The following is a 21,155-nucleotide window of genomic DNA, read 5'->3' as shown; positions in this document are numbered from 1 at the left end:
AGGTCTGGCTGCGGAGACCGGCGTGACCGACAGCCCCTTGCGAACCCTCGCCCGAAGCCTTCTCGGCCGCCTGCCCGGACTGGCCGCACGCGCCCGCTCGGCCGTACGCACCGGGGACGACGCCCTCGTCGCCGACGGCATGGACCCGGACTGGTACCGGGCGATGAACCCGGACGTCGCCGCCTCGGGCGCGGACCCTGCCGACCACTTCCTGCGTCACGGCTGGCGCGAGGGCCGCGATCCCATCGCAGGCTTCAGCGTCCGCGACTACCTGGAGCTCTACCCGGACATCGCCGAGGCCGGGATCAACCCCTTCCTGCACTGGCTGAAGGCCGGCAAGGCCGAGGGCCGGCTCCCCCGCCGCGAAATTGGCCGCACGGCCCGGGCCGCGGCCCTGCTTGAGCCCCTCCAGGTCCGGCTGGACCGCGCGGCCCGCCGCTGGCCGCAGGCGAGACCCGCCGTGCGCGAGGCCCTGTGCCGGCGCCTCGCCGCCCTCGGTCCGGCCCTGTCCGACGTCCACCTGACGGTCAGCCACGACGACGCCTTCCGCAACGTTGGCGGCCTGCAGCTCTGCGTCCAGCGCGAGCACGCCGCCTTCGCCGCCCAGGGCGTGAGCGGCCTGCACCTGCACCCCGTCGACACCTGGCCCACCCTGCGCGAGGACGGCGGCGGCCTCCTGGGCGTCGCCCTCAACGGCGAGGCCCTCGGCGCCTGGGCCGCGGCGGATGTCGGCGCCGCCCTCGCGGAAGCCCTGCCCTCGGGCGGCCGCCGGACCTTCGCCCTCCACAGCCTGCTCGGCCACGACCCCGCCGCCGTCGAGACCCTCCTGCGGACCGCCGGCTTCGCCAGGGGCGTCTTCTGGCTGCACGACTTCGCCAGCCTCTGCGCCGGGGTCCACCTGATGCGCGACGACCTGGTGGACTGCGGCGCCCCGCCGGCCGGCAGCGCCGCCTGCGGGGTCTGCCTCTATGGCCAGCGCCGGGCCCTCCACGCCGAGGGGCACCGCCGCCTCATCGAGGGCTTCGGCCTGGAGGTCCTGACACCCTCCCAGGTCGCCCTGGACCTCTGGCGGCGCGCTTCAGGCCTGGCTGAGGTTCCCGCCCGGGTCCTGCCCCTCGCCGCCCTGGGCGAGGTGACGGACGCCCTGGAGCCTCCCGCTTCGGAGGGTGTCCTTCGCGTCGCCTTCCTCGGCGCCCCCGTCCCGCACAAGGGCTGGGAGATCTTCCAGGACCTCGTCCGGCGCTTCTCGGGCGATCCTCGCTATGCCTTCGTCCAGCTGGGCGCACAGGGCGCGGGCTATGCCGGCATGGGCTTTGTCGAGGCCCGGGTCAGTGCAGACCAGCCTCACGCCATGCGCAACGCCCTGGTTGGCGCCGGGGTGGATGTCGCCCTGACCTGGTCGCTCTGCGCCGAGACCTTCGGCTTCACCGCCCTCGAGGCCGCCGCAGCGGGCGCCGCCGTCCTCACGGGTCCTGACAGCGGGAACATCGCCGCACAGGTGAAGGCCGGGCTTCCCGGCCGGGTGCTGGAGGACGAGTCGGCCCTGTTCGCCGCCTTCGAGACCGGCGAGGTCCTGTCCCTGTCCCGGTCCGCCCGCGGCGCCCGGGTCCGGGACATGGTCTTCAGCGGACTGACGGCCGCGCCAGGAGTTCGTCCAGGGCCTTGATGGACACCACCTCCGAGCCGACGCCGGCGTCCATCCGCATCACCTTGTTGCAGTAGAGCCGGATCAGGTCGAGGTCGTGGGAGGCCAGCACCAGTATGCCCGCCCGCTCCACCAGGCCCAGCAGGCGCTGGTGGGCGATCTTCTGGAAGTCGGCGTCGCCCACGGCGATCCACTCGTCCATCAACAGGACGTCGGCCTCCACGGCCGTGGCCACGGCGAAGGCCAGCCGCGCCTGCATGCCTGCCGAATAGGTCTTCAGCGGCATGGCCAGGAAGGGGCCGAGGCCCGTGAAGGCGGCGATTTCCTCAAGCTTGTCCTCCACCTGGCGGGCGGAAAGGCCGGCGATCCGGCCGCGAAGCCGGATGTTCTCCAGGCCCGTGGCGGTGGGATCGATGCCCAGGGACAGGTCCAGCAGGGGGGCGATCTTGCCCCGCACCTCGATCTGCCCCTCGTCGGGCTCGTAGGCGCCGGACAGGGCCCGCAGCAGGGTGGTCTTGCCCGAACCGTTGTGGCCGATCAGGCCCAGCCGGTCGCCGGCCCTCAGCTCCAGGTCCAGTCCGGTGACGGCCGTCACCGTGGTCGAGCCGTGGCGCGCCTGGTCCAGCCTTCCGCCCACGGCCACCCGGGCCAGGTGCTTCTTCAGGGACTTGGCGTCGTAGCCATAGACCGGGAAACGCAGGGTCAGGCCGCGCACGCTGATGAAGGCCTGGTCGGGCCGGGGCGGCGCTGTCGGGGGTTTTGCGCTGCGGCTCATAGGTAGTGCACGATCCGGCGGCGGGTGGCGGTGAAGAGGCCGAAGGCGACGGCCCAGCCAGCCAGGGCCATGACGACCAGGACCGAGAAGGTCGAGGCCTCGGGCGCCACGCCCATCAGGGGCGCGCGGATGGCGTCCAGCATGTGGAAGAAGGGATTCCAGGTCAGGACCGCGTCCATCAGCCCGACCCGTTCGCCCGGCTGCCAGAAGACCGGGGTCATGAACATCGAGAACTGCATGATCGACATCACGATCTGCGGGATGTCCCGGAACCGGGCCGAGATGATGGCCGTCAGCAGGCACATCCACGAGACGTTGGCCAGAACCAGCCCCAGGCCCGCCAGGGCCAGGGGCAGGTCCATGGTGCGCCACAGGCCGAAGCCGGCGATCACCGCCACCACGATCACCAGGTGATGCAGCAGGGCCGCCAGGTTCCGTAGCACCGTGCGCCAGACAAAGGTCAGCATGGGCAGGGAGGTCTGGCTCAGCATGCCCGAGGCCTGGACGAAGGACTCGCACCCCTCGATCACCGTCTGCGAGATCAGTCCCCAGAAGACGATGCCCAGGGCCACGAAGGGCAGGGTGGTCTCCAGCGGGATGTTCTGCAGCTCGGCGTAGAGGAAGCCGATCCCCAGCACCATTACGGCCATGGACAGGGTGATCCAGAAGGGACCGAGGATCGACCCGCGATAGCGCGAGACCACGTCATGCCAGGCCAGGGACCAGGACAGGCCCAGCCCGCGGACCGAGCGCTTCAGGTCATCGACCGCCCGGTCCAGGTCATCCCGGAACCCCCGGGAGCCCGTGCGCAGCATGTGTTCGGCGATGTCCATCTGCGCTCCCGGGTCGGGGCCGAGGTAACAGGTCGGATTCGGCGGCGCAACCGGGGCGGGGTCAGCCCGCCGGCCGCATCACCAGCATGAAGCCGGCCAGCATGACGGCGTAGCCCAGCCAGGCCTGCGGGGGGAGCGACTCCCGGAAAAGCATGACCGCAAGCACGGGCGTCAGGGCCGCGCCAAGGATGGAGAAGGGATAGACCTGGCTAAGCGGCGCCCGGGTCAGGATGTACACCCACAGGAGCGAGGTCAGCCCATACCAGGCGAAGGCGCCCATCAGGGGCAGGTTCAGCGCCACCTTGGCGATCACGCCGCCATCGATCCGCCGGGTCTGCTCGGCCCCCATCTTGAACAGCACCTGGCCCGCCGGCAACGCCAGGGCGAAGGCGAGGCAGAGGGCGAGGTCGAGCCCGGAAAGCCCCCGCGTCACGGCGCGGCCGGGGCCTTGGCCGGAACGGCCGCGGCCTCAGGGGTCGCCCCGCCCGGGATGCTGACGATCGCCACCTGCTGGAGGGTGAAGGCCCCGCCCGCCGAGTCGTCCAGGTCCAGCCGGATCCCGGTGATCACCGACTTGAGCCAGTCGTCCCCGCCCTTCCGGGGCTTGGCGAGGTCGTAGACCATGATCGTGGTTTCGCCGACGGCGGGATCGGCGCCCCGGACCGGCTTGGTCGCAAAGCCGGCGGCCTCGCCATGGGCCGCGGTCGCCCAGAAGAGCGAGCCATCCCAGCGCTCGGTGTCGCGGTTGCGGGTGATCCGCACCAGAACCGCATTGGCCTCCGATCCCTTGACCGACAGGTCCTTGGGGAACCGTACGATGGGGTCGAAGAGGTCGCCGGTTACGTCCAGTCCGCCGCCCGGCCGGGCGGCAAGGGTCGATCCTGCGCCCTGGAAGCCGTCCGTTCCAGCCTCGAAGGTCCACTGGGCCAGGCTCTTCAGGGGTGTGCCGTCCATCACGAAGGCCTTCTGCGCCGGATCCCAGGCGATGGGCTCGGGGGGCCTTGGCGGCCGCACCTTGGCGGCCGGGGCTTCGGCCTCGGACTTGGGCGCCGGCTTGGGCTGGTCGCAGGCCGAGAGGGCCAGGGCGCCGGCCAGGAGGACCGCCGTCGGGCGGAGGAGCGGGAGAAGGGTCTTCATTTTCGGAACCGTCTGAGGATCGCCGTCCAGGGCGGGTCAAGTGCCAGGTGGACCAGGCCGAACAGGGCGGCGAGGTCGAGGAAGTAGAGATAGCGGTAATCGCAGGCCAGGGCGATGGCCAGGAAGCTGCCGGCGAAGGCGAGGGCGCCCGCCTGCAAACCCGCCAGGACCCAGTCCGACGGCCGGCCCCTCAGGATGAGGGCTGTCATCACGCCCAGCGACACCAGGGCGAAGGAAAGGTGCGAGAGTACCGGCGTGCCGAAGAACCAGGTGGCGTAGTTGTACAGTTCACGGTCGCGCCGGTCCTGCCGGGCCGGCATGTCCAGTTCCTGCAGCACCGCCTCCGGCCCCTGGACGCCTGTCGTCACCGGCAGGCAGGCCAGGATGTCGGGCGTGAGGAAGGCCTGGCGGAACACCTCCAGCCGGTGGGCCGCATAGTCCGGGAACTCGGTGGTCGCCACATGGGCCCATGTCCGGGCCACGGCGCCCTTGGGCGTTTTCCAGAGGGCCTCGCCGAGGCCCGGGGCGTCGCTGATGTTGTCGACGCGCTCGGGATTGTAGCCCTGCGGCGCCAGCGACCGCAGGGTCGCGGCCGCCTCGGGGTCTTCGGTCTCGAGCGGCTCCAGCGAGGCCTTGGGGTCCCGCGCCGCCACCCCGACCAGGTCGAAATGCTGGATGACCCTCAGGCCCGCGCCCGCCGCCTGGGGCGAGGAGGAGGGCATGACCCTCGACATGGCGAGGCCGACGACGAGGAAGAGGACGAGCCCGGCGGCGACGAGGGCCCCCGCTGCGGTGACGCCCCGCCTCCAGCCCTGTCGTGATCCGGTCGCCACCCCGTAGGCCAGGGCGCCGGCGCCCAGGGCCAGGATCCCGTTTTGTCGGACGAGGGCCGCCACCACGAGGAGGGCAAGCCCCGCGGCCCACGCGGCTCGCCCCGGCAGCGCGCCTCCCCGCCGCTCTGCTGCAAAGGCCAGGAGGACCGTGCCGGCGATGGCGGCGTTGGCGAAGAAGACATCCTTCCAGACGGCGCCCTGGTAGATCAGCACCTGCGGCGACAGGACCACAGCCAGCAGGACGGGGGCGGCCAGCCAGTGCACCCGCCCGGCAAGTCGCGGCAGGGCGGCGAGGGCGCCGAAGAGCAGGGCGACGTTGAAAGCGACGAACAGCGATGTCCCCGACAGCAGGCTGTCGAGCCGGCCCAAGAGCCAGGACATGAAGGCCGGGTTGAACGAGCGCTGGGCGCCCGTGCGCCCTTCGGCCAGTTGGATGACCGAGTCCGTGGTCATGTGACCCGGAAGGCCCGCGGCCAGCACGAACAGGAGCCCGGCGGCGAGGGCCCAGGCATAGAGGCTGCCCGAGAGGGTCCCAAGCCTGGGCGCCGCCCTGGGAATGGGGTCAACCTTGTCCAGCATCTGCCTTCCCCTCCTGAGGCGGGCGCGAAGGCCTTGAGCCTCCCATCACCCGGCCCCGTGCTCAACGAGGACCTTCAGTCCCTCCGCCAGGCCGGTGGAGGGACGCAGGCCCAGGGTCTGCGCCAGGCGTCCGGGATCGCCGGAGGACCGGCGGATATCCCCGGCCCTGCCCGGGGCATGGGTGACCGGGACTGGGCGCCCGGTAAGGCCCGCGAGCAGGCTGGCCAGGTCCAGGACCGCGGTTTCATGGCCAGTGCAGACATTGAGGACCTCGCTGGCCTCGCCCTCCTGGCGGACCGCGGCGGCCAGCAGGGCCTCCACCACGTCGCCCACGAAGACGAAGTCCCGGGTCTGGAGCCCGTCGCCGAAGATGGTCACGCCCTCGCCCCGGCTCGCGGCCCGGTGGAACCTGGAGATCACGCCTGAATAGGGCGAGCCGGGATCCTGGCCAGGGCCATAGACATTGAAGAACCTGAGCCCGGTCGACCTGACCCCGTGGACGGTCGCGGCGGCTGAGGCGTGCAGCTCGCAGCCCAGCTTGTCCGCCCCGTAGGGCGACAGGGGCCGGGTCTGGGCGGTCTCCGCCAGGGGGGCGTCCGGATTGTCGCCGTAGACCGCCGCCGAGGAGGCGTAGACCAGGGCCGGCCGCGTCTTCATGGCGGCCGCCGCTTCCAGGAGGTTGACGAAGCCGCCGAGGTTCACCCGGTGGGAGGCCGCCAGGTCCTCGTTGCACCGGGCCACGGAGGCGATGGCGGCCAGGTGGAAGACCGCGTCGGCGCCGGACACCGCCTCGGCGACTGCGCCGGGGTCGGTCACCGAAGCCTCGATGAGGCGGGCGCCGGGGTCGAGGCGGGCGGCGTCGCCGCTGGAAAGGTCGTCGAGGACGGTCACCTGGCCGCCGCCCCGGACCAGCCTTTCGACCAGGGCGCGCCCGATGAAGCCCGCCCCGCCGGTGACCAGCACCCGCCGGGGCGCCTCACCCACCGGGGGCATCCGGGAACCGGGCCTGCTGGATGGCCAGTCGCCGCACCAGCAGCGTCAGGACGTCGTTGGACCGACGTTCGCGCATGATCGCTGCCACCACGGTCAGGAAGAGGATCAGGGTCGTGGCGTAGGTGACGAGGTCCGCCCCGCGACCGATGCCCACCATCTGGGCCAGCCGGGTCATCTGGTCGGGGTTCCAGACGAAGTAGACCCCCGCTGCAGCGAAGGTCATCACCGCCAGTTTCAGCCCCAGGAAGGTGAACTTGCGTACGGCGGCCAGGAAAAGGACCGATCCGAAGAGGGCCGAGGCGACCAGCGACACGATCATGACCGCGCCCCAAACAGGATGTCCTCGAGGATGCGGACCGAGTTCGACAGCTTCTGGCCCTTGGCCAGGGAGTACTCGGAATAGGTGATGGTCACCGGATGCTCGCGCCAGTTCAGGTGCAAACGGGCGATCTGGGACAGGATCTCCGAGGCGTGGGCCATGCGGTCCTGCCGGATGCGGATCTTCCGGGCGGCCTCACGGGACAGGACGCGCAGGCCGTTGTGGGCATCGGTCAGCCGCAGCCCCGTCGTCAGGCGTGTGAAGATCACCGCCGCCTTGATCACAATGCGGCGCAGGGCGGGCATGTTCACCGTTGTCCCCAGGAACCGGGACCCCAGAACGGCGTCCAGCCCCTCGGTCCGGCACCGGGCGACCATCTCCAGCGCCTCGTCGACATTGTGCTGGCCGTCCGCGTCGAAGGTCACGACATGCCCAGCGCCTTGGGACAGGGCGAAGTCTATCCCGGTCTGCAGGGCCGCGCCCTGCCCCCGGTTGACCAGGTGGGTGGCGACGCAGGCGCCGCCGGCCAGGGCCTGGTCGCCCGTGTCATCCGAGGATCCGTCGTCCACCACCACCACGCGGGCGTGCGGCGTCACGCCGCGCACCACTTCGGCGATCATGGGGCCCTCGTTGAAGGCCGCGATCACGAACCAGAGGGACTCTTCCCGGGACATGGCGTCCTCGTCGTTTCCTGGCGGCGGCGCACAAAGGCCGCCCGTCCCGCCGGGTGTAAGCCGCGCCTCCCGCCTCGGGCAAGGGACTTCGCCCCCGACCCTGACCCGTCACCCCGGCGCCACAAGGCTTTCGAGACGCCCGGCGGCCTCGCGCACTGCGGCCTGGGAGGCCTTGAGCTGGGTCTCCAGGCTGCGGGCCTGACGGCGCAGGTCCTTGCAGGTCCGCGTGAGCGAATCGACATGATCCTTCATGTCGCCGATCGTGCCGTAGAGGGACTGGATCCTCTCCTCGAGGGTCCTGACGATTTCCCGCGTCTCCTCCAGGGTCCTTTCCAGGAAGGCGGCTCGGAGTTCGCCCTCTTGCCGCGTCTCCTCGACGGTTTTCTCCAGGAAGGCGGCTCGGAGTTCGCCCTCTTGCCGCGTCTCCTCGACGGTCTGCTCAAGGAACGCTGCCCGGCCCTCGGCGTCGGCCAGGGCGGAGCGGGCCAGGGACCGGTCGGCCGAGACCGGCGAGACCAGGTCTCCGTAGAGGGTCTTCTGCGCCGCCAGCCAGGCTGCTGCGCGGTCCAGGGGCGCCCTGTCCGGCTCGGCGTCCCGGGCGGCGGCGCGCAGCCAGTCCAGGACCCCGGCGGCCATGGCGCCGGCCTCGCCCAGGGCCGACAGGTCGCCCTCGCCGGAATTGCGCCTCAGCTCCGTCGACAGGAAGGCGTCGATCTTCCTCCCGGCGGCGGGGGTCAGGGCGGGCAGGGGCTCGCCCAGCCTCGCCTCGGCGCCCGCGACCTGGGGCCGCCAGTCCTCCAGCAGGGCGTCATAGTCCACGAAGGCCCGGGGCAGGTCCCGGCTGCCGGCCTCGGCGGCCAGCATGTAGGCGCACCACACCATCACCGACTTGCGCAAAGGAAAGCCGTCCCGCGCCGCAAGGGACCCCGCCACGGCCAGCGGGCTGCGGACGGGGACCAGCACCCGCAGGGCCAGGCCCTCGGCCTCCAGAACCGGGCGCCAGAGGTCCCACAGGACGGTGACCCGAGGGTCCTTCAGCAGGGGTCGGCGGCGGCGACCGAACTGGGCGCGGAAAAGGCTGCGGGCCTCCTCCCGCCAGGTCGCCTCGTCGGCGGGCGGCGTGGCGAGGGCGGCGAAGGGGTCGTCCCAGGCCGTCCCGGCCGCCGCCAGGCGCCGGTCATTGAAGACGGCGATCCGCCAGGGCTCGAAATATCCCCGGGCGTTGTGGCTGTCGGCGGGCATGATCTCGCGCGGCAGGTCGGCGCCGGCCAGGGCCAGGACATTGGCCAGGGCGCTGGTCCCCGACCGGTGCATGCCCAGGACGAGGTAGGCCGTCCTTTGCGGCGGCGGGGCGGAGGGGCTGGGCTTGTCGGACATGGCGGATCAGTTGATCGTGACCGCCTTCTGTTGCACACAGGCCCGCCACCGAACAGGAATTTCCGCATGGGCCAGGGCGACGCCCCGGAACGCACCCGCCGAGCCCTTGCGGCGGCTTTCGACCCGGTCTTCTACAGAACCGTCTACGACGACATCGCCCGGTCCGGCGCGGATCCCTTCCGCCACTATGCCGAGACCGGCTGGCGTGAGGGGCGCGACCCGGCGCCCTGGTTCTCCACACGGGCCTACCTCGAGCGTCGGCCTGACGTTTCAGGTTCCGATCCCTTCTCCCACTACCTCGACCGTGGCTGGCGCGAGGGAGCCGAGCCGGCGCCGTCCCGCCACCGCGAACGCTTCCTGGAGCGGAGCGGAGCCCCCGTGCGGGCGCCCGCGGTCGCGCTGGATGCCGGTGAGCCCCAGGGCCCGGCGGTCGCACCCGTCGATCCGGACCTGCCCGAAGGCCTGACCCGCGAGTCGGCCCGGGAGTTGGTCGCCGCCGCCTTCGACCGCGCGCACTACCTGTCTGCCTATCCGGACATCGCCGCCGCCGGGGTCGACCCCCTCGACCATTACCTGACGGCGGGCCGGCGCGAGGGGCGCGATCCCCGGCCGGACTTCAACGCCGCCGACTACCTGGAGGTGAACCCGGACGTCGCCGCCTCGGGCGTGGATCCCTTCCTGCACTGGCGGGTGGCCGGCCAGGCTGAGGGTCGGCCACTGCGGTTTGAGCTGGGATTCCGCGGACGGATCGTCGCCGGCCTCACCCCCCTGTCCGAGCGCCAGGAGGCCGCCGCCCGGGCCGCCGCCGACCTGCCCGCCGGTCCCGCCCGGGGTCTCTCGCCCCTCTCGGTAAAGGGCCGGGGCGGGGGCCTGCACCTGACCTTCAGCCATGACGACTACACCGCCCGGGTCGGCGGCGCGCAGCTCTGCCTCCAGACTGAGGCGGCCGGACTGGCCGGGCGGGGGATCGACCACCTGCACCTTTTCCCCGTCGCACCCTGGCCCACCCTGAGGCCGGCCGGAAGCCGGGCCGCCGTCGGCGTGGTCTGGAACGGGCGGACCCTTGGCGGCTTCGCCGCCGCCGACATCCGCCGCGCCGTGAAGGCGCGGGCGGCGCGGTCCCCGGGGGGCGTGACCTTCGCGATCCACAGCCTGCTCGGGCACGAGATCGGCGAGACCCTGGACGTCCTGGCCGCCGCCGGCGCGCGCCGGGGCCTCTTCTGGATGCACGACTTCGCCGGCCTTTGCGCCGGCTACCACCTGATGCGCGACGAGGCCCGGGACTGCGGTGCGCCGCCGGCCGGCAGCGCGGCCTGCCGCATCTGCGTCTTCGGTCCCGGCCGCGACCTGCACCTCTCCGCCCACCGTCGGCTCTTCGAGACCCTGGACCTGACCCTCGTCGCCCCGTCGCAGGCGGCCCTGGACGTCTGGAACGCCGCCCCGGATGCGCCGCAGGCCCAGCGCCAGGTCGTTCACCCCCACGCCCGCCTCGCGCCCACGGGCCGTCGGGCGGAGGGCGACCCGGAAGCGCCCCTCGCCGTCGCCTTCCTCGGCATGCCCTCGGCCTACAAGGGCTGGCCGGTCTTCACCGACCTGGCCCACCGGTTCCGCGACGATCCTCGCTACCGATTCGTACGCCTCGGCTCCGCCGCCGCGCCCGGGGCCCCCGCAGACCACATCGATGTCTCGGTCACCGCCGACAATCCCCACGCCATGCGCCAGGCTCTGGAGACGGCGGGGATAGACGTGGCCGTCCTCTGGTCTCTCTGCCGCGAGACCTTCTCCTTCGCCGCCTACGAGGCCGCCGCCGCGGGGGCGGCCATCCTGACCGGGCCGGACAGCGGCAACATCGCCGCCTTCACCCGGGCCGGCGGCCATGGCCTGGTGCTTCCCGACGAGTCGGCCCTGTTCGCCCAGTTCGAGTCCGGTGCTGTCCGGTACCTGTCCCGGGCGTCCCGGAATCCTGACATCTGCGACATCACCTACAGCGGAATGAGCGTCGATCTCCTGGAGGCCCTGTCGTGAAGGTCCTGGTCTATTCGAGCTTCACCTTCTCCTACCTGAACCGGGCGCGGGTCCTCTACCAGACCCTCCGGCGCTTCCATCCCGACTGGGAGACCGTGGCCCTGATCACCGACGAGCCGCCGCCGGGCTTCAGCTTCGACCCCGCCGCCGAGCCCTTCGACAGGGTGGTCTGGGCGAAGGACCTGGGGATCGAGCCCTTCCGGGGCTGGCTCTTCCGGCATGACGTGGTCGAGGTCTGCACCGCGGTGAAGGGCCCCTTCCTGCACCAGGTCTGCGAGGCGGGCGAGGCGGACATCGCCATCTACCTCGACCCGGACACGGCCCTCTTCGCCCCTCTCGATCCCCTCGTGGAAATGCTGCAGCGGGACGACATCCTGCTGACGCCGCACCTGATCGACCCCAATGACGACCGGGCGGCGATCCTCGACAACGACCTGTCGGCCTCGCGCACGGGCATCTTCAACCTGGGCTTCGTGGCCATCCGCACCACCGGCGAGGGCGCCCGCTTCGCCCGCTGGTGGAACGACCGCCTGCTGGCCTTCTGCTACGACGACATCCCGAGCGGCCTCTTCGTGGACCAGAAGTGGTGCGACCACGTCCCGGCCCTGTTCGACCGGGTGAAGGTGGTCCGCGACCCCGGCTACAACGTGGCCAGCTGGAACCTGTCCACGCGCAAGGTGGCCATCACCCGGGAGGGCGAGATTCTCGTCAACGGCGCGACCCTGCGCTTCTGGCACTTCACCAAGCTGGGCCCGACGGGCGACGTCATGACCAAGCGCTACGCCGGCGACAACTTCGAGGTCTATGAGGTCTGGCGCTGGTACAAGGAGGCCGTTGCGGCGGCCACCGATCCGGCCATTCCCGAGCGCTGGTGGGCCCATGGCCAGTTCGACGACGGGGCGGCGATCGCCAAGCCGCAGCGGGTGCTCTACCGAGAGCGCGCCGACCTGCAGGCGGCCTTCCCCGACCCCTTCGAGGGCGGATACCAGGCCTGGTGGAAGGCCGAGGGGCCCGGCCGGCGTGGCTAGTCCCCGTCCCACGCCCGAGGCCATCCGGCTGTCGGCGGCGGTGGACGCCGCGAGCCGGCGGCTGGACGTCCTGCGGGCGGAATCCCAGCGGGCCGAGGCCGGCGAGGCCCTGGCGCGGCTGCGTCTGGGCGAGGCCGTGGCGGAGGCCCTCGGCGCCCGGAGCGTGGCCGAGGCCCGGCTGCGCGCCTCGCAGTTCGACCGCTACCGCACGGCGGCCCTGGCGCACCGGCGGCCGGACCGGCGCAACCGGCTCCGGCGGCTGGCCGAGAAGGTCCTGGCCCGGCTGGGCGCGCCGGGGCGGGCCCTGGTCCGCGCCCGGGCGGCCCTGGGCGGGGGCGGGGCCCTCTTCGATGCCGACCACTACCGCCAGGCCGCGCCCGGCCCGGTCGGCGCCGACCCCCTGGCCCACTACCTGACCTGGGGCGGCGACGCCCGGCTGTCGCCCCATCCTCTTTTCGATTCAAGGTTCTACGCCGACCGCAACGCCGCCGAACTGGCCCGCACCGGCCTGACCCCGCTGGACCACTTCCTGCGCGAAGGCGCCGCCGACGGCCGCGATCCGCACCCCCTCTTCAGCCTGGAAGCCTACATCGCCCAGGCCCCGGAACTGGCCGCGACGGGCGAGAATCCGGTGCTCCACTACCTGCGGACCGGCGCCGCGCGGGGGCTGTCGCCGCATCCCCTCTTCGACCCGGAGTGGGCCGGCGGCGACCTTGTCTGGTACCTGGCCGAAGGCTGGCGGCAGGGCGCCTCGCCTCACCCCCTGTTCGACCCGGCCTGGCGGCGGGAACAGGGCCTGGACGACGGCGAGTCCGAGCCCCTGGCGCGCTTCGCCCTGACCGCCCGGGACACTCTCGAAAGTCCAGGTCCCTATTTCAATTCAAGGACTTACGCCGACGCCCGGGGCGCCGCCATGGACCCCTCGAAGGACCCCCTGAGCGACTACCTGGCCGGCGGCGCCTGGGCGGTCCTGGGCCCGGAAGGGCTGCATCCGGCCCTGGCCTTGATGGACGACCCGGATGCGATCCGCTCCGGAATGACCCCGGCGGAGGCCCTGGCCCGGCGCTCAGCGGCCGCCTAGCTGGCGCCAGATCTCGGCGTAGTAGTCGCCCACATAGTGGAAGGGGCTGAGGCCCCAGACATGGTCCGGATCTGAAAAGATCAGGGAATCCGGGGCCTTGACGACTTCCAGGCCGGGAATGGCGGCGCGGGCGAGGGCGTGCATGCGCGCCAGCCGGGCGTTGTGCGCCTCCCGCGGGGCGCGCCGGCCGGGGGTGATCTCAAGCTCCGGCTCGAGGGCCTCGGTCCGGCCGGAGGCGGTGCGCAGGGCGCCGGCCCAGGTCGCCGCATGGAGCACGGGCCGGGCGCCCGACAGGGGGGCGCCGGGGGTGAACAGCGTCGCCAGGGCGTCCAGGGCGCGTCGCCACAGCGTCGCGTCCGCGTCGCCCAGGGCGTCCAGGCGCCGTAGGGGCATGAGGGGGGGGAGGGCGTCCCAGCCGGACGTCTCCAGCTCCCAGGAGGCGGTCACGACCGCTCCCTCGCCGGCCAAAAGGTCGAAACGCTCGTCGATGAAGTCGAGCAGGACGACATCTGGACGGAACCGGACGATTTCGTCCAACCCTGTTTTTGAGAGATCGGTACGGAGGGCCCGGGCGGGATTGGGCCTGAGGCCCGGCGCCGGCCCCTCGGGCAGGACCAGCCCCGCCGGCCGGGCGCCGAACAGGCTCGGCAGCCGGGTGCGGGATATATAGAGAAGGTCGTCCGTCGGCGCCCCGGCCATCCGCCAGAGGTCGCGGCTCACGCAGCTGCCCAGGATGGCCACGCGGCCGCCCCCGGCGAGGGGCGGCGGAAGACGGGAAGGTCCGGTCATGGCGCCAGACTAGGACGAATCGATCCGCCGCACATCCGGGCGGCGGCTGAGAGGCCGGTGACCCCCTCCGTCGCGCTGCGCGCGCCGCCTCCCCCTGGGGGGAGGAATGACTGAGCCAATTGCTCCCCCAAGGGGGAGCTCCCGGCGAAGCCGGGTGAGGGGGTCGACGGCGGCTCAGCTGCCCCCCTCCGTCCCGCACTCGCGGTCCACCTCCCCCTGGGGGGAGGAATCAGGGAGCCGAGGGGGAGCGCCGACTGGAGGGCGGTGAGGGGGTTTGCGGCGGTTCTGCATCCCGCGGTGCGGTTGGGCCCGGAAGGAGGGCGGCGTGGCGCCGGGGACACGGCGGGAGGGGGTGTCCAGAACCCCCCTCGCGTAATCTCCTTGCTTTTCGTAAACCTTCCGGGGTGATGGTCGGCCCCCACGCGGGAGCCGGAGCGCCGGCCCGAGCCAGGACCCAGGATGAAGATCTTCAACCCCTTCGCCGCCATGCCCGACAATCCCCTGACCCGCGCGGTCAAGGAGGGGCGGCGGCCGTTGATCTATGCGGGCGTCTTCAGCCTGGTGTCGAACCTGCTCTATTTCGCCATGCCGCTCTACACCACGCACATCTATGGCGGCGTGCTGCCCAGCGGGAGCGTGCCGACCCTTCTGGTGCTGACCTTCGGCGTGCTGGCGGCCTTCGCCATGTCGTCGATCATCGACCACTACCGGTCCAAGGTGCTGATCAGCTTCGGCGTCCTTTTGGACCAGCGCGTCTCGGCCCACGTCTTCGGGGCCCTGTTCGAGGGCGCGGCGCGGGGCATGCCCCAGGCCCGCAGCCAGGCCCTGCGCGACCTGGACTCCTTCCGCCAGATGCTGACCGGCCCGGCCTTCGGCGTGCTGTTCGACCTGCCCTGGATGCCGCTGTTCATGCTGGTCCTGTTCGTGGTGGACCCGGTGATCGGCGTCATCACCTTTCTGGGCGCGCTGGTCCTGTTCGGCGTGGCCCTGCTGCAGGACATCCGCACCCGGCCCCTGATGCAGGAGGCCAACGAGGCCGCCCTGCGCAGCTATGGCTTCACCGACCAGGCCCTGAAGAACAATGAGGTGGTCCGGGCCATGGGCCTGACCGAGCCCCTGGCGGCCCGCTGGCGCGGCTTCCGCCAGACCACCATGGACCGCAGCTCGGTGGCCAGCGACGACGCCAGCTTCATGAGCAACATCTCGCGGGGGCTGCGCCAGGGCATCCAGGTGCTGATCATCGCCGTCGGCGCCTGGCTGGTGGTGACCGGCAAGATCCACGCGGGCCTCCTGTTCGCCAACATGATCCTGGGCGCCCGCGCCCTGCAGCCCATCGACCGCCTGGTGGCCAGCTGGGACAGCCTGATGAACGGCGCCCGCGCCTTCGAGCGCCTGACCACGGTGTTCGAGGGCTACCAGGAGCCCCGCCCCGCCACGGCCCTGCCGAAGGCCAAGGGCCTGCTGACGGTGGAGGGCGTCAACTTCGCCCCGCCCGGCGCCGGCCGCTTCGTGCTGCAGGCCCTGGCCTTCCGGGTCGAGCCCGGCGAGATGCTGGGGATCATCGGCCCCTCCGGCGCCGGCAAGTCGACCCTGGCCCGGCTGATCGTCGGCATCTGGCCCCCGACCCACGGCTCGATCCGGCTGGACGGGGCCGATGTCCACGCCTGGGAGCGCACGGACTTCGGCCGCAATGTCGGCTACCTGCCCCAGGACACCGAGCTCTTCCCCGGCACGGTGCGCGACAACATCGCCCGCTTCCGTGACGACATTACCGACGAGATGGTGGTGGGCGCCGCCCAGGCCGCCGGCGTCCACGCCATGATCCTGCGCCTGCCCCAGGGCTATGAGACCGACCTGGGCGAGAGCGGCCGCATCCTGTCTGCCGGCCAGCGCCAGCGCGTGGGCCTGGCCCGCGCCCTGATCGGCGATCCGTCCCTGCTGGTGCTGGACGAGCCCAACGCCGCCCTGGACGCCGAGGGCGAGGAGGCCCTGCTGACCGCCCTGGAGGCCGCCAAGGCCCGCGGGGCGACCATCGTGCTGGTGGCGCACAAGCCCTCGATCTTCCGCGCCGCCGACAAGATGCTGGTGCTGCGCGACGGCCGCATGGAGGCCTTTGGGCCCCGCGACGCGGTGATGGCCAAGTTCGCCCCCGGCGCCGCCGCCCCGCTGCGCGCCGTGGAAGGGGGCGGCCCGCGATGAACCTCGACCCCAAGAAGTCGGCCTTTGACCGCACCCCGGCGCGCCGCAAGCCCCTGGACCGCATGCGCAAGTGGCTGGAGCCCGCCCTGAAGGTCTCGGACCAGCCCCTGGACCCGGACCTGGAGCGCCGCCTGCGCCGTCCCATGGTGACCGGCGCCATCCTGATCGGCGTGTTCGTGCTGGGCTTCCTGGGCTGGGCCGTGCTGGCCCCCCTGGACAGCGCCGTCATCGCCCCCGGCGTGGTGCGCGTGGAGGAGAACCGCAAGGTCCTGCGCCACCGCGAGGGCGGGATCGTCCGCGCCATCCTGGTGCGCGAGGGCGAGAAGGTGAAGAAGGGGCAGGTCCTCCTGACCATGGACGACGTCCAGCCCCGGGCCGCCGTGGACGTGATGCAGAACCAGGTCGACACCTACGCGGCCCAGGTGGCCCGCTTTGACGCCGAGGCCACGGGCGCCCGGCAGATCAGCTTTCCGGCCGAGCTGACCTCGCGGATCTCCGATCCCCGGGTGGCGGCCCTGGTCCGCGACCAGGAGTTCCTGTTCTCCAGCCGGCTGCAGTTCTTTGACAGCCAGTCCGCGGTGCTGCGCCAGCGCGTCCAGCAGATCGATTCGCAGGTCGCCGGCGTGCGCGCCCAGATCACCGCCCTGGACGAGAACGCCGCCCTGACCCGCCAGGAGCTGGCGGGCTACGAGACCCTCTACGCCCAGGGCTATGCGCCCAAGACCCTGATCCTGCGCTACCAGCGGGCCCTGTCCGACCTGGCCGGCCGCCGGGGCGCCCTGACCGCCGAGCAGCAGCGCCTGGCCCAGCAGAAGGGCGAGGCCCAGGTCCAGCTGGGCGCCCTCAGCGACCAGAGGATCAGCCAGTCGGCCGAGGGCCTGCGCCAGATGCAGGCCGCCCTGGCCGACGCCCGGCCCAAGCTGGCCGCCGCCCTCCAGACCCTGGAGGGCGCCACGGTGCGCGCGCCCGTGGACGGCTATGTCCTGAACCTGACCCAGTCCACCGTGGGCGGGGTGGTGGGCGCCGGCGAACTGCTGATGGCCGTGGTGCCTTCGGACGTGCCCCTGGCCGTCACCGCGCGAATCAAGCCCGGCGAGGTCGAGGGAATCACCGCCGGCATGAAGGCCCGGGTCAGCCTGACCGCCTTCTCCAACCGGCGGGTCTCGCCCCTGGAGGGCGTGGTGACCAATGTCTCGGCCGACGAGCTGACCGACGAGAAGTCGGGCCTCTCCTTCTTCCGCGCCGACGTCGCGATTGACCCCAAGGAGCTGGCCAAACTGCCCAAGGGCGAGGCGGTGACCCCCGGAATGCCCGCTGAAGTGATGATCACCACGGGCCGGCGCACCGTGATGGGCTATATCGTCGGCCCCCTGAGCGACACGCTGAACGCCTCCCTGAGGGACAAGTAGGGGCGCCGGGAGGAGGGCGTGTCCTTCCTGCATCACCCCCCCCAAGAGCCGTGGATTCCTAGGGGTTTTAGCTGTTGCGGAATTGAATCCACCGGGCTAAGGCTTGTTCGGGCTCGTTTAACCTTCGCCATGATACCCCATGCGTGAAGGATACGGACCGCCGGAACCCGTCCGATGGAAGCGTCCATGGGGTCGGTGCGCCGGACATTTCGACGGTCCGCGTAAAACACACTGGAGAGAAGAATGACCGCCTACACGTTCGAAACGATCACCGACGCACAGGCGACGGCGTTCAACACGACGACGGTTGACACCCTGACGTTCACGACCCCGGGCGCGACGGCGACGGCGGTCTCGGTGGTGTTCACGGCCGCGACCCCCGCGACGGGCTTCCCCCCGGTCCCGGGCACCCCGGCCTCCGTTTCCCTGACCTTCGGTGGCGTCACCAAGGTGTTCGGCGTCGGCATCCAGGGTCTGGGCGCGACGACGGGCCAGATCATCTTCCCCGACTCCTCCATGCTTTACATCGGTGTGGACGGTGCGGACTCTGTGGCCGGCTCTGCGGGTAACGACGCCCTCTACGGCGGCTCCGGCGCCGACTCCTTCGCGGCCGGCGACGGCAACGACATCCTCCAGGGCAACACCGGCGCCGACACCCTCGCGGGCGGTGCGGGCGGCGACACGATCTACGGCGGCAAGGACGCCGACTCGGTCGATGGCGGCGCGGGCGCCAACTACGTCAACGGCAACATCGGCGCTGACACCCTGATCGGCGGCACGGGCGCCGACACCCTCCTGGGCGGCCAGGACGGCGACGACATTCGCGCCAGCGACGGCGCGAACTACGTCTCGGGCGACCTCGGCGCCGACACGGTCACGGCCGGTACGGGCGCCGACACCGTGATGGGCGGCGACGGCGCCGACAACATCGCGGCCGGCGCGGGCGCCAACAACGTGGACGGCGGCTCCGGCGCCGACACCATCACCGCCGGCACGGGCGCTGACGTCATCGTTGGCGGCCTGGACGACGACAACATCAACGCCGGTGACGGCGCCAACAACGTGGATGGCGGCTCCGGCGCCGACACCCTCGCGGCGGGCACGGGCTCTGACGTGATCACCGGCGGCGACGGCAACGACGCCATCACCGGCGGCGGCGGCGCGGACAGCGTCAACGGCAACGCCGGCGACGACACCATCACCGGCGGCACGGGCGCCGACAGCCTGCTGGGCGGCCAGGGCAACGACAACATCGTCGGGTCCGACGGCGCCAACTACCTGCACGGCAACCTCGGCGCTGACACCATCACCGCCGGCACGGGCTCCGACACCATCCTCGGCGGCCAGGGCAATGACGACATCACGGCTGGCGCTGGCGCCAACTACGTGTCGGGCGACCTGGGCGCTGACACCATCACGGGTGGGACCGGCGCCGACACCCTTCTGGGTGGCGACGACGGCGACCGGATCGTTTCCAACGGCACGGGCGGCACCGCCGCTGACGTGATCGACGGCGGCGCCGGCAACGACACCGTGATCGGCGACACCGGCACGGGCGCCTCGGTCATCACCGGCGGCGCCGGCGACGACAACCTCGCCTCCAACAACGGCGCTTCGACCGTTACCGGCGACGCCGGCAACGACACCGTCACGGGCGGCACGGGCAACGAGTCCCTGTCGGGCGGCGACGGCAACGACGCCGTGACCGGCGGCGGCGGCAATGACACCGTCGACCTCGGCGCGGGCAACGACACCGTGACCACCACCACCGGCAACGACGTGATCACCGGCGGCGACGGCAACGACGATGTCACGGCCGGCGACGGCAATGACAACGCCAACGGCGGCGCGGGCGACGACACCCTTGCTGGCGGTATCGGGAACAACACCCTGACGGGCGGCGCCGGCAACGACGTCATCACCGGCGGCACGGGCAATGACGTGGCCACCGGCGACGACGGCAACGACAACATCAGTGTCAGCGACGGCGCCAACAACGTCTCCGGCGGCGCGGGCAATGACACCCTCGCCTCCGGCGCGGGCGCTGACACCCTGGTCGGCGGCGACGGCAACGACGACATCAGCGGCGGCAACGGCGCGGATACGGTCGATGCGGGCGCCGGCAACGACACCGTCACCTCCGGCACCGCCGTCGGCGGCGCCACCCTGGTGGGCGGCCTCGGCGACGACACCCTGAACCTGGCGGCCAACGCGGCCGGCTCGGTCTTGGCTGACGCTGGCGAAGGCAACGACAACGTGGCTGGCGGCCTCGGCGTCGACTACGTGATCGGCGGCCTGGGCAACGACACCCTGACCTCTGGTGACGGCCTCGACACCCTGATGGGCGGCGAAGGTAACGACAGCATCGTCGGTGGCGCCGGCGCCGCCTCGCTCACGGGCGACGCGGGCAACGACACCATCGCGGGCGCAGGCGGCGCTGAAAAGATCACCGGCGGTGACGGCAACGACGTCATCAGCAACTCCGGTGGCGCTGACACCATCACGGCTGGCGCTGGCGACGACACCGTCACCGGCGGGGCCCTGGGTGAAGTCATCACGGGCGGCGACGGCGCCGACAACATCGCGGCCGGCGACGGCGCCAACAACGTGGACGGGGGCGCCGGCAACGACACCCTCAGCGGCACGGCGGGCGCTGACACGGTGGTCGGTGGCGACGGCAACGACAACATCGATGCCGGCGACGGCGCCAACAACCTCACGGGTGGCGCCGGCAACGACACGATCGTGTCGACCGGCGGCGCGGACACCGTCTCTGGCGGCGACGGCGACGACAATGTCTCCTCTGGCGGCGGCGCTGACGCCCTCACCGGCGGTGCGGGCGGCGACGTCCTCTCGGCTGGCGCGGGCGCCGACACCATCACCGGTGGCGCTGGCTCCGACACCCTGACGGGTGGCGCGGACGCCGACCGGTTCGTCTTCGGTGCGGGCGACGCCTCGTCCACCACCCTGGCGACCCTCGAGACCATCACGGACTTCAACGTGACGGACGACTCCATCGCCCTGGGCGTGGTCGGGTCCGGCACCAACTTCGAAGTCCTGGGCTCGACGCCCGCTGACTACGCCGCCGCCCTCACGGCTGCGACGGGTGTCATCGGCGCCGGTACGGCGGACATCGTGGCGACGACGATCAGCGGAACGACCTACGTCTTCGCTGACACCAACGCCGACAACGTGATCGATACGGTCCTCGCCCTGACGGTGACCGGCACGCTCACCTCGGCCGACTTCGTCTAAGCCAGACGACCGGCACAACGGATTGGGCCGCCCTTCGGGGCGGCCCTTTTCGTTTGGGGCGAGCCGGGGAGCTCCGGGGCCAGCGGCCTCCACACCGCCCGGGGGCTTGCGTCCAGTTTTCGTGGGGATAGTGTCGCCTTTGAGGGATTCTCCCGGGGCGCAGGCGGCGGCGCAGTTTCGCTGCAGGGAGCCGGTGGACAGGTC

The 21,155-nt window shown here is 71.9% G+C and carries 17 protein-coding genes; 7 read left to right on the top strand and 10 right to left on the bottom strand.

The window, feature by feature from the left end; genetic code table 11:
* The first annotated feature begins 22 nt into the window (after positions 1-22).
* Positions 23-1,666 carry a glycosyltransferase family protein gene (locus HYN04_RS10705; RefSeq protein ID WP_162599626.1) on the top strand — a complete coding sequence of 548 codons (1,644 nt, stop codon included), beginning with the start codon at positions 23-25 and terminating at the stop codon, positions 1,664-1,666.
* Here HYN04_RS10705 and HYN04_RS10700 read toward each other — a convergent pair.
* From HYN04_RS10700 to HYN04_RS10660, 9 genes are all read right to left on the bottom strand, one after another.
* Complete coding sequence (locus HYN04_RS10700) at positions 1,623-2,420, bottom strand: ABC transporter ATP-binding protein (protein ID WP_110450750.1); 798 nt, start codon at positions 2,418-2,420, stop codon at positions 1,623-1,625. The genes HYN04_RS10705 and HYN04_RS10700 overlap by 44 nt on opposite strands.
* Positions 2,417-3,253 carry an ABC transporter permease gene (locus tag HYN04_RS10695; protein WP_110450749.1) on the bottom strand — a complete coding sequence of 279 codons (837 nt, stop codon included), beginning with the start codon at positions 3,251-3,253 and terminating at the stop codon, positions 2,417-2,419. Before HYN04_RS10695 ends, HYN04_RS10700 begins: the two co-directional genes overlap by 4 nt.
* 61 nt (positions 3,254-3,314) lie before the next feature.
* A complete protein-coding gene (locus tag HYN04_RS10690; protein ID WP_110450748.1) occupies positions 3,315-3,686 on the bottom strand; it encodes a hypothetical protein in 372 nt (123 codons plus the stop codon).
* A complete protein-coding gene (locus HYN04_RS10685) occupies positions 3,683-4,390 on the bottom strand; it encodes a hypothetical protein (protein WP_110450747.1) in 708 nt (235 codons plus the stop codon). Before HYN04_RS10685 ends, HYN04_RS10690 begins: the two co-directional genes overlap by 4 nt.
* Positions 4,387-5,802 carry a hypothetical protein gene (locus HYN04_RS10680; protein ID WP_110450746.1) on the bottom strand — a complete coding sequence of 472 codons (1,416 nt, stop codon included), beginning with the start codon at positions 5,800-5,802 and terminating at the stop codon, positions 4,387-4,389. The genes HYN04_RS10685 and HYN04_RS10680 overlap by 4 nt, the downstream gene beginning before the upstream one ends.
* Before the next feature lie 45 nt (positions 5,803-5,847).
* On the bottom strand, positions 5,848-6,786 hold the full coding sequence (locus HYN04_RS10675; protein ID WP_199285954.1) for an NAD-dependent epimerase/dehydratase family protein: 939 nt from the start codon (positions 6,784-6,786) through the stop codon (positions 5,848-5,850).
* On the bottom strand, positions 6,779-7,114 hold the full coding sequence (locus tag HYN04_RS10670) for a DUF2304 domain-containing protein (RefSeq protein WP_110450744.1): 336 nt from the start codon (positions 7,112-7,114) through the stop codon (positions 6,779-6,781). The genes HYN04_RS10675 and HYN04_RS10670 overlap by 8 nt, the downstream gene beginning before the upstream one ends.
* On the bottom strand, positions 7,111-7,788 hold the full coding sequence (locus HYN04_RS10665) for a glycosyltransferase family 2 protein (protein WP_110450743.1): 678 nt from the start codon (positions 7,786-7,788) through the stop codon (positions 7,111-7,113). Before HYN04_RS10665 ends, HYN04_RS10670 begins: the two co-directional genes overlap by 4 nt.
* 108 nt (positions 7,789-7,896) lie before the next feature.
* Entirely contained in the window at positions 7,897-9,165 is a 1,269-nt protein-coding gene (locus tag HYN04_RS10660; protein ID WP_110450742.1) for a hypothetical protein, read from the bottom strand.
* 66 nt (positions 9,166-9,231) lie between these two features.
* Here HYN04_RS10660 and HYN04_RS10655 point away from each other — a divergent pair, with 66 nt between their 5' ends.
* The 3 genes from HYN04_RS10655 to HYN04_RS10645 are packed head-to-tail and all read left to right on the top strand — an operon-like array spanning position 9,232 to position 13,299.
* Positions 9,232-11,190: a hypothetical protein gene (locus tag HYN04_RS10655; RefSeq protein ID WP_110450741.1), complete on the top strand. Its 1,959-nt coding sequence runs from the start codon at positions 9,232-9,234 to the stop codon at positions 11,188-11,190.
* The gene (locus tag HYN04_RS10650; RefSeq protein WP_110450740.1) at positions 11,187-12,218 is read left to right on the top strand and encodes a hypothetical protein; all 1,032 of its coding nucleotides are present in this window, start codon (positions 11,187-11,189) and stop codon (positions 12,216-12,218) included. The genes HYN04_RS10655 and HYN04_RS10650 overlap by 4 nt, the downstream gene beginning before the upstream one ends.
* Positions 12,211-13,299 (top strand): hypothetical protein, encoded by a 1,089-nt coding sequence (locus HYN04_RS10645; RefSeq protein WP_110450739.1) that lies wholly within the window; start codon positions 12,211-12,213, stop codon positions 13,297-13,299. Before HYN04_RS10650 ends, HYN04_RS10645 begins: the two co-directional genes overlap by 8 nt.
* Here the strand turns inward: HYN04_RS10645 and HYN04_RS10640 are convergent.
* Positions 13,285-14,088, bottom strand: a complete 804-nt coding sequence (locus HYN04_RS10640; RefSeq protein WP_110450738.1) for a DUF6270 domain-containing protein — start codon at positions 14,086-14,088, stop codon at positions 13,285-13,287. The two genes, HYN04_RS10645 and HYN04_RS10640, sit on opposite strands and share 15 nt — an antisense overlap.
* 459 nt (positions 14,089-14,547) lie before the next feature.
* Between HYN04_RS10640 and HYN04_RS10635 the strand changes: the two genes are divergently transcribed.
* The 3 genes from HYN04_RS10635 to HYN04_RS10625 all read left to right on the top strand — a co-directional run bounded on the left by HYN04_RS10635 (position 14,548) and on the right by HYN04_RS10625 (position 20,951).
* Positions 14,548-16,287 carry a type I secretion system permease/ATPase gene (locus HYN04_RS10635; RefSeq protein WP_199285953.1) on the top strand — a complete coding sequence of 580 codons (1,740 nt, stop codon included), beginning with the start codon at positions 14,548-14,550 and terminating at the stop codon, positions 16,285-16,287.
* Positions 16,284-17,696 carry an HlyD family type I secretion periplasmic adaptor subunit gene (locus HYN04_RS10630; RefSeq protein ID WP_241962612.1) on the top strand — a complete coding sequence of 471 codons (1,413 nt, stop codon included), beginning with the start codon at positions 16,284-16,286 and terminating at the stop codon, positions 17,694-17,696. Before HYN04_RS10635 ends, HYN04_RS10630 begins: the two co-directional genes overlap by 4 nt.
* 243 nt (positions 17,697-17,939) lie before the next feature.
* Positions 17,940-20,951, top strand: coding sequence for a beta strand repeat-containing protein (locus HYN04_RS10625; protein ID WP_110450737.1), 3,012 nt, complete (start codon positions 17,940-17,942; stop codon positions 20,949-20,951).
* The last annotated feature ends 204 nt before the right edge of the window (positions 20,952-21,155 follow it).

Origin of the sequence: Phenylobacterium parvum (assembly GCF_003150835.1) — a bacterium.
Lineage (GTDB): Bacteria > Pseudomonadota > Alphaproteobacteria > Caulobacterales > Caulobacteraceae > Phenylobacterium > Phenylobacterium parvum.
This window is presented reverse-complemented; position numbering and strand designations above follow the sequence as displayed.